Here is a 12,925-nt window from a genome sequence, read left to right as displayed (position 1 = left end):
GGCCGGGGCCGCCGCGCAGGGCGCGGCGGGCGGCGCGGCGGTTGCGCCGTCGTTCGCGGCGGCTCGGCGGGCGGGCGCGCTCGCGGGCGGACGGCTCGGTGAACACGGCGCTCCGGACGAATTCCTCGTCGAACGCGGGTTCGTCGAAATCTGCGGCCATGGGGCTCTCCGGCGCGGGGGCGGTCGAGTACCCAGGCTAGTCGACGTCCCCGACACCCACTCACCGGCATTTCTAGAACACGTTCTAGCTAAACCCGAGCGAAGAAGTGAGGTAGCTCACGGGACGGGCTCTTGATGTCGGACGGCGCTTGTGGCAGCGGAGAGCGGTGCTCACGTTTTGCCTGATGGGAATGATGATGACCGCCAGGTCATCAATCAAGCGTTTGGTGGAGACAGCAGAATAGACTTGAGTCTCATTTGCTCTTGAATCCCACCTGGAACCGGTTCTACGGTGGGCTCAAGCGCCGTGATTTCGGGAGGTACCGCGCATGACCGCCACCGCTTCGGAGACCGCCGCCGTCCCCGCCGGGTTCGACTTCGCCAGCCCGGACCTGATGGCCGAGCGCATCCCGCTCGCCGAGTTCGCGCTGCTGCGCCGGACCGGTGCGCCCTGGTGGAACGCGCAACCGCGCGGCCGCACCGGGTTCGCCGACGACGGCTTCTGGGTGATCAGCAGGCACGCGCACATCAAGGAGATCTCCCGCGACCACGAGCAGTGGTCGTCCAACGCCCACGGCGCCGTGATCAGGTTCAACGAGACGTTCAGCCCCGAGGAGCTGGACGTCCAGCGGGAGAACCTGCTGCTGCACATGGACCCGCCGCAGCACGCCAAGCTGCGCAAGATCGTGTCGCGCGGCTTCACCCCGCGCGTCATCAACGGCCTGCACGACGCGCTGCAGGACCGCGCGGAGCGGATCGTCGCCGAGGCGCGCCGGCGCGGCGGCGAGGGCGACTTCGTCACCGAGGTCGCGGCCGAGCTGCCGCTGCAGGCGATCGCCGAGCTGATGGGCGTCCCGCAGGAGGACCGGCGGCGGCTGTTCGACTGGTCCAACAAGATGCTCGGCTACGACGACCCCGAGTACAACGACGACCCGGCCTGCGCCGCCGCCGAGATCATCGGCTACTCGATGGGGCTGGCCGAGCAGCGCCGCGGCTGCCCCGCGCACGACATCGTGACCAAGCTCGTCCAGGCCGACGTGGACGGGCACGCCCTGTCCGACGACGAGTTCGGCTACTTCATGATCCTTCTGGCCGTCGCCGGCAACGAGACGACCCGCAACGCGATCACCCACGGGATGATGGCGTTCATGGACAGCCCGCAGCAGTGGGAGCTGTTCAAGGCCGAGCGTCCCGAGACCATGGCGGACGAGGTCGTCCGGTGGTCGACGCCCGTCACCGCGTTCCAGCGGACGGCCGTCCGGGACGCCGAGCTGGGCGGCGTCGAGATCAAGGCGGGCGACCGCGTGGCGATGTACTACAGCTCCGCCAACTTCGACGAGGACGTCTTCGCCGCCCCGATGACGTTCGACGTCGCCCGCGACCCCAACCCGCACCTCGGGTTCGGCGGGACCGGCGCGCACTACTGCATCGGCGCGAACCTGGCCCGGCTGGAGATCAAGCTGATGTTCAGCGCGATCGCCGACCAGATGCCGCACATCACCCGGCTGGGCGAGCCGCGCCGGCTCCGCTCGGCCTGGCTGAACGGCATCAAGGAGCTGCGCGTCCGGTACTGATCCCTCTGAGCGGGACCCGGCCCTCCCCAGGAAAGTTAGAACACGTTACATTCGAAAGGCGAATCGTGTTCTAGAAGGAGACCGCATGGGTACCCCGGTGATCGTCGAGGCGGTCCGCACGCCGCTCGGTAAGCGCAACGGATGGCTGGCCGGCATGAAGCCGATGGCCGTCCTCGCGCACGCGCTGAACGCGCTGGTCGAGCGGTCCGGCATCGACGCCGCCGAGGTGGAGCAGGTCTTCGCCGGCTGCGTCACGCAGGCCGGCGAGCAGGGCGGGCACATCGGCCGCTACTCCTGGCTGTACGCGGGGCTGCCCTGGCAGACCGGCGTCACCACGATCGACGCGCAGTGCGGCTCCTCGCAGCAGGGCGTCCACCTCGCCGCGTCGCAGATCGCGGCCGGCGTGGTGGACGTGGCGATCGGCTGCGGCGTCGAGGTGATGAGCCGCGCGCCGCTCGGCACCAACGTGATGCCCGCGAACCCGCGCCCGGACGACTGGTCGCTCGACATGCCGAACCAGTTCGAGGCCGCCGAGCGGATCGCCGCCCGGCGCGGCATCACCCGCGCCGACCTGGACGCGTTCGGCGCCCGCTCGCAGCAGCTCGCCGCCAAGGCGTGGGCGGACGGCCGCTTCGACCGCGAGGTCGCGCCCGTCACCGCGCCCGTCCTGGACGCCGAGGGCAACCCGACCGGGGAGATCCGCGAGGTCACCCGCGACCAGGGCCTGCGCGAGACGACCGCCGACGGCCTGGGCAACCTCAAGCCGGTCATGCCGGACGCGCTGCACACGGCGGGCACCTCGTCCCAGATCTCGGACGGCGCCGCCGCCGTCCTGCTGATGTCGGAGGAGAAGGCCAAGGCCCTCGGCCTGCGGCCCCGCGCGCGCATCAGGACCCAGGCCCTCGTCGGCGGCGAGCCGTACTACCACCTGGACGGTCCCGTGCAGGCGACCGAGCGCGTCCTGCAGCGGTCCGGGCTGACGATGAACGACATCGACATCACCGAGATCAACGAGGCGTTCGCGTCGATCGTGCTTTCGTGGGCGTCCGTCCACAAGCCGGACATGGACAAGGTCAACGTCAACGGCGGCGCCATCGCCATCGGCCACCCGGTCGGTGCGACCGGCGCCCGGCTGATCACGACCGCCCTGCACGAACTGGAGCGCCGCGACGCCGGAACCGCCCTCATCACCATGTGCGCGGGCGGCGCCCTGTCCACGGCGTCCATCCTTGAGCGAATCTGACCCGATCCACCGCCCCGGCTACCTTGGCCGGGGCATTCCCATGCTCGACCTCATGCTTTGACAAGGCGCGAAAGGCGGTCTCGGTGCAGCCGGAACCTGAGGACCTCGGCGGCGGGCTGTGGAGCGTTCCCGTCCCCATCCCGGACAACCCGCTCGCGTACACGCTCGTGTACGCGGTGGAGAGCCCGAAGGGGCCGGTCCTGATCGACGCGGGCTGGCAGCACGAGGACGCCTGGGCGGCCCTCCGCGACGGGCTCGGCACGTTCAGGATCCAGATGTCGGACGTGCACGGCGTGGTCGTCACGCACTTCCACCCCGACCACTCGGGGCTCGCCGGGCGCGTCCGGGAGACGTCCGGCGCCTGGATCGCCATGCACCACGCCGACGCCGACATCGTCCGCATGTTCCACGCCGCCGGCATGGGCGGGCGCCGGGAGTTCGAGCTGACCGCCCTGCGCCGCGCGGGCGCCGCCGAGTCGGACCTGGCCGGACCGTCCCAGCGGATCCAGGTGTCACCGCCCGCCATCCCGGACCGGGAGCTGTCGGACGGCGAACTGGTCGACGTCCCAAGCCGGCGGCTGCGCGCCGTGTGGACGCCCGGCCACTCCCCCGGCCACATCTGCCTGCACCTGGAGGACGGCGACCGCATCTTCACCGGCGACCACGTCCTGCCGCGCATCACCCCGCACATCGGCCTCTACCCGTACGACACGCCGGACATCGACCCGCTGAGCGACTTCCTCGGCTCGCTCGACAAGGTCTCGGCGATGACGGTGGGCGAGGTCCTCCCCGCCCACCAGTACCGCTTCAACGGCCTCTCGGAACGCGCCCAGGAGATCATCGGCCACCACGAGGAGCGCCTCACCGAGGTGACGGCGCTCCTCTCCGCGTCCGCGATCACCCTGTGGGACCTCACGGCGGGCCTCAAGTGGCGCCACCCGTGGGCGGACATGCCCCAGCAGGCCCGCCGCATGGCCGCCGCCGAGGCCGCCGCCCACCTGCGCACCCTGGAGACCCGAGGAATCGCCCGCCGAGAAGGCACAGACGACCCGCTCCGCTACATCCTCCGCTAGCCCCTGTCCGTTGACTTGCGGTGTGTTGCCCTTATCCGGCCGCTCACAAGGGCAACACGCCGCAGGTCAACGCACCCAGTGCGGCGCTTCCTCGCCGACGGGGAGGGTGGGCCACATCGCGGTGTCGCGGAGGAGTTGGCGGTCGTGGGTTGCCAGGACCACTGCGGCCTCCGTGGTTCGCAGGGCTTCGGTCAGCTCGTCCACCAGGGCGATCGACAGGTGGTTCGTCGGCTCGTCCAGCAGGAGGACGTGCGGACGCGCCGCCAGGGCCATCGCCAGGTCGAGCCTGCGCTGCTGCCCCATCGACAACTCGCGCACCGGTCTGCCCGCGTCAGCGGACGAGATCAGCCCCAGGGCGGAGAGCGAGATCGCCTCATTCTCGGCTAGCGCGCCCGTGGTGATCAGGCGTCCGATGTGGGCGGCGAACACCTCGTGGGCTCGTCGGCCGTCCGCGTGCGGTGACTCCTGGGCGAGCAACTGCACACGCGTGTTCGGGGCTCGGCGAACCGTTCCCTGGGTGGGTGGCAACTGCCCGGCGAGCACGGCCAGGAGGGTTGACTTGCCCGAGCCGTTGGGGCCGGTGACGACGAGGCGCGAGCCCGATTCCAGGGCCAGCGACACGTCGTGCGGTAGGCGGGACGCCACGCGCACGTCGTCGGCCGTCAGCAGCGTCGTGCCGGGCCGCGCGGGCAGGTCCGGCATGCTGAAGCGCCGTGGCGGCTCCGGGGCGGTCACCGCGTGCCGCTCCAGGTCGTCGCGGCGCCGGTGGACGGACCGGACGAGCGCGGGCGCGCGGGTGGCGCGCTGGTGCTTGCCCGTGCCCTTGTCCGGCCGCCACCCGGTGACCAGCCGGTTCCGCGCCTCGGACAGGTCGCGGGTGAGGCGGGCGTGCTCGGTGCGCTGGCGCTCGTACTCGTCCTCCCAGCGCCGCAGTTCCGCCTCGCGGCCCTCCCGGTAGCCGGCGAACCCGTCCCCGTAGACGGCCGGGCGGCCGTCGCGGCTCGGGTCGAGGTCGAGGATCGTCGTCGCGACGTCGGACAGCAGCGCGCGGTCGTGGCTGACGACCACGACCCCGCCCGGGTGGGCGCGCAGGCGGGCGGTGAGGAAGTCGAGCCCGGCCGCGTCCAGGTGGTTGGTCGGCTCGTCCAGGAGCAGGAAGTCGTGCTCGGCGCCGAGCAGGCACGCGAGCCGCACCCGGTAGCGCTGGCCGACGGACAGCTCGGACAGCCGCCTGCTCCGGTCGGTGACCGCGCCGAGGTTCTCCAGGGCGAGGTCGACGCGCCGGTCGGCGTCCCAGGCGTCGAGCGCCTCCGCCGCGTCCAGGGCGGACGTGTAGGCGCCGTCCGCGCCGGGGCGTCCTTCGGCCATCGCCTGCGTGGCCTCGTCGAACGCCTTCAGCGCGGTGCGGGCGTCCGCGAGCTCCAGGTCGATGGCCTCGCCGACCGTGGCGTCGCCGTGGGCGACCATGGCCTGCTCGGCGATCCCAATCGTGCCGACGCGCTGGACGGTGCCCTCGTCGGGGACCAGCGCGCCGTTCAGCACGTGCAGCAGGGTCGTCTTCCCGCGCCCGTTCTCTCCGACGATGCCCCACCTGTCCTGCGGTGAGACCGACATGTGCACGTCGTGCAGGACGGTTCGCCCGCCCCGGACGACGCCGATTCCCTCCGCGACGAGCTGGGCTCGGGCGCGCGCGGGCAGGGTGATGGAGATGTTCATGCTTCCTCCGGACGGAGGCACACCTGTCCCAGGGGACGGAGATGGGTGCCTTCGAACTGACAGGCCCTGAAGAGCGGGCCGATGACAACGTCAGACCGCCCGCGGCTCGCTCGGGCGCGAGGGGCGGGCCGTCCGGAGTCCTGTCAGAGGTAGAGGAGCTGCTGGAGCATGAACCCACCGTACCAACCAGTGGGACGGGTGGGGCCGGGGCCTTGATGAGACTCCAGTCTCATGTTAGAACGTGTTCTAGATCTGTTCCCAAGCAAGCGCTCAGTTCAGGGACTGGCTCCGTCCCGGGCACGAAGGGTCTTCCATGGCACTTGCGACGTCCATCGCCTCGACCGACCGGATCTTCCGCGCACCCGAGATCGACATCATCGATCCGGGCGTGTACGAGCGCGGGGGCATCCCGCACCGGCAGTTCCAGTGGTTGCGCGACAACGACCCGGTGCACTGGCACCAGGACCCGAACGAGGGGGTCCCGGGGTTCTGGGCCGTGACGCGGCACGAGGACGCGGTGTCGGTGTCGCGGCGCGCCGACCCGTACTCCTCGCACGAGCGGACGGCGATGTTCGAGGAGTTCTCGCCCGACGACATCGCCATGTACGGGCAGATGATGCTGTTCCAGGACCCGCCGGACCACACGCGGCTGCGCTCCATCGTGAACAAGGGGTTCACGCCGCGGATGATCGGCCGGCTGGAGGACCACATCCGCAAGATCTGCAACGAGCTGATCGACGAGGCCGCGCCGCTCGGCGAGTGCGACTTCGTGGAGAAGTTCGCGGCACCGCTGCCGCTGTACACGATCTGCGAGCTGCTCGGCGCGCCGCTGGAGGACCGGGAGAAGATCTTCCACTGGTCGAACAAGCTCGTCGCGTTCAACGACCCCGAGTTCATCGGCGGACGCGAGGAGTCGACGCTGTGCGCCGCCGAGTTCGCCGAGTGGGGCGGGCAGCTGGCGGCGGCGCGGGAGTCGACGCCGCGCGACGACATCGTGACCAAGCTGCTCACGCCGGACGCGGACGGCTCCCGGGTCAGCCTGGAGGAGTTCCAGCTGTTCGTGATCATGCTGTCGATCGCCGGGAACGAGACGACCCGGACGGCGACCGCGGGCGGCATGCTGGCCTTCTTCGAGCGGCCCGACCAGTGGGAGCGGCTGCGCGCGGACCGGAGCCTGCTGCCGAAGGCGGTCGAGGAGATCGTCCGCTGGGTGAGCCCGATCAACCAGTTCCGCCGGACGGCCCTCGTCGACACCGAGCTGGGCGGCAAGGAGATCAAGGCCGGCGACAAGGTCGTGCTGTTCTACGGGTCGGCGAACCGGGACGAGCGGGTGTTCGAGAACCCGTACACGTTCGACGTGGGGCGCGACCCGAACCCGCACATCGGCTTCGGCGGCGGCGGCCCGCACTACTGCCTCGGAACGCACCTCGCGCGGATGAACCTGCGCATTATCTTTGAGACGATCCTGGAGCGGATGCCCGACATCCGGCTCGCCGGCGAGCCCCGCCGGCTCCGGTCCAACTTCGTCAACGGCTACAAGGAGATTCCGGTGAGCTTCACACCGTCGGCCCCGCTGGGGGGCTGACGGCGTCTCCGGACGAGGAGGTTCGAGGCGATGACCACCACTCCCAAGACCACGACTCCCGAAACCGCCCCCGACATCGAGCTGGCCGACCCCGGCGCGTACGAGCGCGGCGGGATCCCGCACGAGCAGCTGACGTGGCTGCGCGAGCACGAACCCGTCCACTGGCACCACGGCGACCCGGAGCGGGAGTACCCGCCGTTCTGGGCGATCACCCGGCACGAGGACGTCGTGCACGTGTCGCGGCATCCGGAGGTGTTCTCGTCGTGGCAGCGGCTCGCGCTGTTCGACGAGCCGCCGGAGGAGCATCTCGTCCTGCAGCGGATGATGATGCTCAACCAGGACCCGCCGGAGCACACGCGCAAGCGCGGCATCGTCAACCGGGGGTTCACCCCGCGCGCGATCGGTGCGCTGGCGGAGCACATCCGCGACATCTGCCAGAAGCTCGTGGCGGAGACTGTGGAGCGGGGAGAGGACGCCGACTTCGTCCGGGACCTGGCGGCGCCGCTGCCGCTGTACGTGATCTGCGAGCTGCTGGGCGCCCCGCCGGAGGACCGGGAGAAGATCTTCACCTGGTCGAACACGCTGATCGGCGGGGACGACCCGGAGTTCCAGCGGACGCCAGAGGAGGGCCAGGCGGCGGCGACGGAGCTGTACGCGTACGCCAACGTGCTGGCCGCCGACCGGCGGGAGAACCCGCGCGAGGACATCGTCACGAAGCTGCTCCAGCCGGACGCGGACGGCGAGATCCTGTCCGGCGACGAGTTCGAGCTGTTCGTCATGCTGCTGTCGGTCGCCGGGAACGAGACGACCCGGAACGCGGCGACCGGCGGCATGCTCGCGCTGCTGGAGCACCCCGAGCAGTGGGCGCGGATGAGGGCCGACCGGTCGCTCGTCCGGACGGCGGCGGACGAGATCGTCCGCTGGGTCACCCCGGTCAACCTGTTCCGGCGGACCGCCGTCCGGGACGCCGAGCTGCGCGGCAAGAAGATCAAGGAGGGCGACAAGGTCGTCGTCTTCTACTCGTCCGCCAACCGCGACGAGGCCGTGTTCGCCGACCCGTGGGCGTTCGACGTCGGCCGCGCCCCGAACCCCCACCTGGGCTTCGGCGGCGGGGGCCCGCACTTCTGCCTGGGCTCCCACCTGGCCCGACTCGAGCTGAGTGTGCTTTTCGAAACACTTTTGGACACTGTGCCCAATATTGAACTCAGCGGTAACGTTCGCAGGCTAAGGTCTAGTTTCATCAACGGCATAAAGGAGATGCCGGTGCGCGTGCGTCCGGCGTCCCTCGACTGACGGGAGTGGTCCGTGGGCAGGGTCTGGCGTGGCTGAGGCAGGCGAGACGGGCGGCTCACCGCCCTCGGGTCCGCTGCGGGTGGCCCTGCTCTCGTACCGGAGCAAGCCGCACTGCGGCGGCCAGGGGGTCTACCTCCGGCACCTGAGCCGGGAGCTGGCCGATCTCGGGCACACGGTCGAGGTGATCTCCGGCCAGCCCTACCCCGAGCTGGACCGCGACGAGATCACCCTCACCAAGCTGCCGAGCCTGGACCTGTACCGGGACGAGGACCCGTTCCGCACCCCGGCCCTCGGCGAGTTCCGCGACTGGACGGACGTCCTGGAGTTCGCGCACATGAAGACGGGCGGCTTCCCCGAGCCGCTGACGTTCAGCCTGCGCGCGCTGCGGCTGCTGAAGCGGCGCCGCGGCGACTTCGACGTCGTGCACGACAACCAGGTGCTCGGGCTCGGCAGCCTCGGCATCGGCCGGCTCGGCCTGCCGCTGGTGACGAGCATCCACCACCCGATCAGCGTCGACCGGCGGATCGAGATCGAGGCCGCCCGCGGCATCAAGCAGAAGCTCGGCAAGTTCCGCTGGTACGGGTTCGTCGGGATGCAGGCGCAGGTGTCGCGGCGCATCGGCCCGGTGCTGACGGTGTCGGAGTCGTCCAAGGTCGACATCGTCAAGGACTTCAAGGTCGACCCGCGCGACATCGACATCCTGCCGCTCGGCGTCGACACCCGCATCTTCCACCCGCGCGGCGAGCGCGTCCCCGGCCGGATCGTGGCGATGGCCAGCGCCGACGCGCCGATCAAGGGCGTGGACGTGCTGCTGCGCGCGGTCGCCAAGGTCGCCACCGAGCGGGACGTCCACGTGGTCGTCGTGAGCAAGCCGCAGAAGGACGGCCCGACCGACAAGCTCGTCCGCGAGCTGGCGCTCGGCGACCGCGTGAAGTTCGTCAGCGGCATCAGCGACGACGAACTGGGCGAGCTGCTGGCGTCGGCGGAGATCGCCGTCGTCCCGTCCCGCTACGAGGGGTTCTCGCTGCCCGCCGTGGAGCACATGGCGTCCGGGACGCCGCTGGTCGCGAGCCGCGCCGGCGCGCTGCCCGAGGTCGTCGGCGACGCGGGTATCCTCGTCCAGCCCGGCGACGTCGAGGAACTCGCCGCGACGCTGCACCGCCTGCACGACTCCCCCGAGGAGCGGGCGAAGGCCGGTGCCGCGGGGCTCGCCCGCGTCCAGGAGCGCTTCGCCTGGCCGGCCGTGGCGCAGGCCACCGTCGAGCACTACCGGGCCGCGATCACCCAGCAGAACTACCGGCGGCTGGCCGCCGGCGGCAACTGAGGGAACGTCCGCCGGACGTCCTCTGCATGGAAGGAGCACGACCCTGCTGACCGTGGATTTCCAGCGGTTCCGCGTCACCCCCGGAGACCGCGTCCTCGACATGGGATGCGGTGCCGGACGGCACGCCTTCGAGCTGTACCGCCGGGGTGCGCACGTCGTGGCCTTCGACCAGGACGCCGAAGAGCTGTCCGGCGTCGACAAGATGTTCGGGGCGATGCGCCTCGAAGGCGACGTGCCCGAGAACGCGACCGCAGAGACCGTGCAGGGTGACGCGCTCGACCTGCCGTTCCCCGACGACCACTTCGACGCGATCATCGCGTCGGAGGTGCTGGAGCACATCCCCGACGACATGCGGGCGATGCGCGAGCTGCTGCGCGTCCTGCGGCCGGGCGGCAAGCTGGCGGTGACGGTGCCGAGCTGGCTGCCCGAGCGGGTGTGCTGGGCGCTGTCGGAGGACTACCACACCGCCCCCGGCGGGCACGTGCGCATCTACACGCGCGCCGAGCTGGAGGCCAAGCTGAAGTCGGTCGGCTTCAAGGTCGGCGGCCACCACCACGCGCACGGCCTGCACGCCCCGTACTGGTGGATCAAGTGCGCGGTGGGGGTGAACAACGACGGCAACCCGCTCGCCAAGGCCTACCACCAGATCCTCGTCTGGGACATCATGAAGCGGCCGCTGGCGACCCGGGCGGCCGAGCGGGTGATGAACCCGCTGATCGGCAAGAGCGTCGTCGTGTACTTCGGCAAGCCCGCGGCGCCGGGCACCCCCGCGGCCCCGGCCAAGGAGACGGCGGATGCGGTCTGAGACCGTCCCGCCCTCGGTTCCCGGAGTCCTGACGCCGGACGACATCGTCGCGACGGCGCGCAGCATCACCTCGCAGCAGGAGGCGTCCGGCGCGATCCCGTGGTTCTCGCCGGTGGGCGGCGTGCCCGGCCACGTGGACGCCTGGAACCACGTCGAGGCGGCGATGGCGCTGACCGTCGCCGGGTTCGGCGCGCAGGCCAGGCGCGCCTACGAGTGGCTGCGGAGCGCCCAGCGGCCGGACGGGTCGTGGCCGGCGAAGTGGGTGCTCGGCGAGGTCACCGAGCCGGGCGGCGAGTCCAACCACGCCGCCTACCTCGCGGTCGGCGTCTGGCACGAGCTGACGGTGACCGGGGACGAGGGCTTCGCGCGGCACATGTGGCCGGCGGTCCGGCGGGCGATCGACTTCACGCTCGGGCTGCAGACCCGGCGCGGGGAGATCATCTGGATCCGGCACGAGAACGGCGAGCCGTCCGACCACGCGCTGCTGACCGGCTGCTCGTCGATCTACCAGTCGCTGCGCTGCGCGGTCGCGCTGGCCGAGCACCTCGGCGAGCCGCAGCCGGAGTGGGAGCTCGCCGCCGACCAGCTCGGGCACGTGGTGGCCGCGCACCCGGAGGCGTTCGCCGACAAGTCCCGCTGGTCGATGGACTGGTACTACCCGGTGCTCGGCGGCCCGGTCCGCGGCGCGGACGCGGCGCGCCGGTTCGGCGAGCAGTGGGACACGTTCGTGGTGCCGGGCCTCGGCTGCCGCTGCGTGTCGGACCAGCCGTGGGTGACGGCGGCGGAGAGCTGCGAGCTGGTGCTGGCGCTGGACGCCGCCGGCGACCGCGGCCGGGCGCTGGAGCTGTTCACGACCATCCAGCACCTGCGGCACGAGGACGGCTCGTACTGGACGGGCTGGCAGTTCGAGAACGAGCGGCACTTCCCCGGCGACCGGTCCACCTACACGGCGGCGGCGGTGATCCTGGCGGCGGACGCGCTGTCGGACGCCTCCCCCGGCTCCCGGATCTTCAAGGAGATCGCGGGACGGCCCCTAGGCCCCGCAGAGGCGTCCGACCCCCTGGCCTGCGGCTGCGCGCTGGTGCCGGTGGTCAACCGGGTCTAGGCCCGGCTCAGGGGGTCGGCTTCGCTGACGCGTTCCAGGACGCGCAGCGAGCCTTCCACCCTGCGTTCCTTGAAGGCGCCGCTCTCCAGGGCGCGCAGGTAGAGGTGGTAGGGCGCCTGCCCGCCGTCCTCGGGGTCGGGGAAGACGTCGTGGATGACGAGGGCTCCGCCGGCGGCGACGTGCGGGGCCCAGCCCTCGTAGTCGCCCTGGGCGTGCTCCTCGGCGTGCCCGCCGTCGATGAACAGCAGCGCCAGGGGCGTCCGCCAGAAGGCCGACACGGTGCGGGACTGGCCGACGATGGCGACGACCTCGTCCTCAAGGCCGGCGTACCCGATCGTCTTGCGGAACTTGGGGAGCGTGTCCATCCGGCCCGTGCTCGGGTCGACCAGGGACGGGTCGTGGTACTCCCAGCCCGCCTGGTTCTCCTCCGAGCCGTGGTGGTGGTCGACGGTGACCAGGATCGTCCCGGCGGCCCTGGCCGCGGCCCCCAGGTAGACGGCGGACTTGCCACAGTAGGTGCCGACCTCCAGCATGGGGCCGGCTCCGGCGAGGCGCGCCCCGTACTCGACGGCCGTCTCGTACAGCGCGAGGCCCTCGCCGTCCGGCATGAAGCCCTTGGCGGCGCGCGCGATGCGCAGCAGTTCCGCGGGCATCTCGGGGGCGGTTCGGTCGGTCGTCCCCGGCTCGGTGGACGCCTTGGTGTCGGTCATCGATCTCCTCCGTCGGGGCACCCTACTATCCGTGCTCCGCGCGGTGAGACGCCAGTCTTGCCCAGGCAGACTGGAACGTGTTCTACTTTCGGGGGTGGGCACCCTTCTCCGAACCCGGTTCGGTAGGTTGGCGGTCACGGTTGATCCTCGAACGGAGAAGCGATGAGAGTACGAGTCGACCCGCTGGTGTGCGAGGCGAACGCCGTGTGCGTCGGGCTCGCCCCGGAGGTCTTCGACCTCAACGACGATGACGAGCTCCAGATCCTCCAGCCGGACGTCCCGGCGGAGGAGCAGGACCGCGTCCGGCACGCGGTGCGGTCGTGCCCTTATACACATCT

General features: G+C 71.1%; 11 protein-coding genes. 9 read left to right on the top strand and 2 right to left on the bottom strand.

The features are described from left to right. The first annotated feature begins 488 nt into the window (after window positions 1–488). From HUX53_RS10370 to HUX53_RS10360, 3 genes are all read left to right on the top strand, one after another. The gene (locus HUX53_RS10370) at window positions 489–1,733 is read left to right on the top strand and encodes a cytochrome P450 (RefSeq protein WP_176402945.1); all 1,245 of its coding nucleotides are present in this window, start codon (window positions 489–491) and stop codon (window positions 1,731–1,733) included. Window positions 1,734–1,818: 85 nt separating this feature from the next. Next, window positions 1,819–2,976 carry a steroid 3-ketoacyl-CoA thiolase gene (locus HUX53_RS10365; RefSeq protein WP_176402944.1) on the top strand — a complete coding sequence of 386 codons (1,158 nt, stop codon included), beginning with the start codon at window positions 1,819–1,821 and terminating at the stop codon, window positions 2,974–2,976. 83 nt (window positions 2,977–3,059) lie between these two features. Next, window positions 3,060–4,049, top strand: a complete 990-nt coding sequence (locus HUX53_RS10360; RefSeq protein ID WP_176402943.1) for an MBL fold metallo-hydrolase — start codon at window positions 3,060–3,062, stop codon at window positions 4,047–4,049. A 66-nt stretch (window positions 4,050–4,115) separates the two neighbouring features. Here the strand turns inward: HUX53_RS10360 and HUX53_RS10355 are convergent, their stop codons facing one another. After that, on the bottom strand, window positions 4,116–5,765 hold the full coding sequence (locus HUX53_RS10355; RefSeq protein ID WP_176402942.1) for an ABC-F family ATP-binding cassette domain-containing protein: 1,650 nt from the start codon (window positions 5,763–5,765) through the stop codon (window positions 4,116–4,118). 313 nt (window positions 5,766–6,078) lie between these two features. Here HUX53_RS10355 and HUX53_RS10350 point away from each other — a divergent pair, with 313 nt between their 5' ends. Genes HUX53_RS10350 through HUX53_RS10330 form a run of 5 tightly spaced genes read left to right on the top strand, consistent with a single transcriptional unit; the run spans window position 6,079 to window position 11,877 of the window. Continuing rightward, window positions 6,079–7,350, top strand: coding sequence for a cytochrome P450 (locus HUX53_RS10350; RefSeq protein WP_176402941.1), 1,272 nt, complete (start codon window positions 6,079–6,081; stop codon window positions 7,348–7,350). A gap of 30 nt (window positions 7,351–7,380) precedes the next feature. Next, window positions 7,381–8,643, top strand: coding sequence for a cytochrome P450 (locus HUX53_RS10345; protein ID WP_176402940.1), 1,263 nt, complete (start codon window positions 7,381–7,383; stop codon window positions 8,641–8,643). Between the two features lie 28 nt (window positions 8,644–8,671). Beyond that, window positions 8,672–9,967: a glycosyltransferase family 4 protein gene (locus HUX53_RS10340; protein ID WP_176402939.1), complete on the top strand. Its 1,296-nt coding sequence runs from the start codon at window positions 8,672–8,674 to the stop codon at window positions 9,965–9,967. 43 nt (window positions 9,968–10,010) lie between these two features. Further along, a complete protein-coding gene (locus tag HUX53_RS10335) occupies window positions 10,011–10,772 on the top strand; it encodes a class I SAM-dependent methyltransferase (protein ID WP_176402946.1) in 762 nt (253 codons plus the stop codon). Beyond that, complete coding sequence (locus tag HUX53_RS10330) at window positions 10,762–11,877, top strand: prenyltransferase (RefSeq protein WP_176402938.1); 1,116 nt, start codon at window positions 10,762–10,764, stop codon at window positions 11,875–11,877. Before HUX53_RS10335 ends, HUX53_RS10330 begins: the two co-directional genes overlap by 11 nt. Here the strand turns inward: HUX53_RS10330 and HUX53_RS10325 are convergent. After that, entirely contained in the window at window positions 11,874–12,587 is a 714-nt protein-coding gene (locus HUX53_RS10325) for a class I SAM-dependent methyltransferase (RefSeq protein ID WP_176402937.1), read from the bottom strand. The two genes, HUX53_RS10330 and HUX53_RS10325, sit on opposite strands and share 4 nt — an antisense overlap. Before the next feature lie 162 nt (window positions 12,588–12,749). Here HUX53_RS10325 and HUX53_RS10320 point away from each other — a divergent pair. Beyond that, window positions 12,750–12,925 (top strand): ferredoxin (locus tag HUX53_RS10320; RefSeq protein ID WP_176402936.1); only part of this gene is annotated, 176 nt, incomplete at its 3' end.

It is taken from the genome of Actinomadura sp. BRA 177 (genome assembly GCF_013372625.1).
Taxonomy (GTDB): Bacteria; Actinomycetota; Actinomycetes; order Streptosporangiales; family Streptosporangiaceae; genus Spirillospora.
This window is presented reverse-complemented; position numbering and strand designations above follow the sequence as displayed.

Excerpts from the sequence above, each read along its gene's own strand:
- HUX53_RS10370 (WP_176402945.1), top strand. The coding sequence starts at position 489 with ATGACCGCCACCGCTTCGGAGACCGCCGCCGTCCCCGCCGGGTTCGAC.
- HUX53_RS10365 (WP_176402944.1), top strand. The coding sequence starts at position 1,819 with ATGGGTACCCCGGTGATCGTCGAGGCGGTCCGCACGCCGCTCGGTAAG.
- HUX53_RS10355 (WP_176402942.1), bottom strand. The coding sequence starts at position 5,765 with ATGAACATCTCCATCACCCTGCCCGCGCGCGCCCGAGCCCAGCTCGTC.
- HUX53_RS10350 (WP_176402941.1), top strand. The coding sequence starts at position 6,079 with ATGGCACTTGCGACGTCCATCGCCTCGACCGACCGGATCTTCCGCGCA.
- HUX53_RS10345 (WP_176402940.1), top strand. The coding sequence starts at position 7,381 with ATGACCACCACTCCCAAGACCACGACTCCCGAAACCGCCCCCGACATC.
- HUX53_RS10330 (WP_176402938.1), top strand. The coding sequence starts at position 10,762 with ATGCGGTCTGAGACCGTCCCGCCCTCGGTTCCCGGAGTCCTGACGCCG.
- HUX53_RS10325 (WP_176402937.1), bottom strand. The coding sequence starts at position 12,587 with ATGACCGACACCAAGGCGTCCACCGAGCCGGGGACGACCGACCGAACC.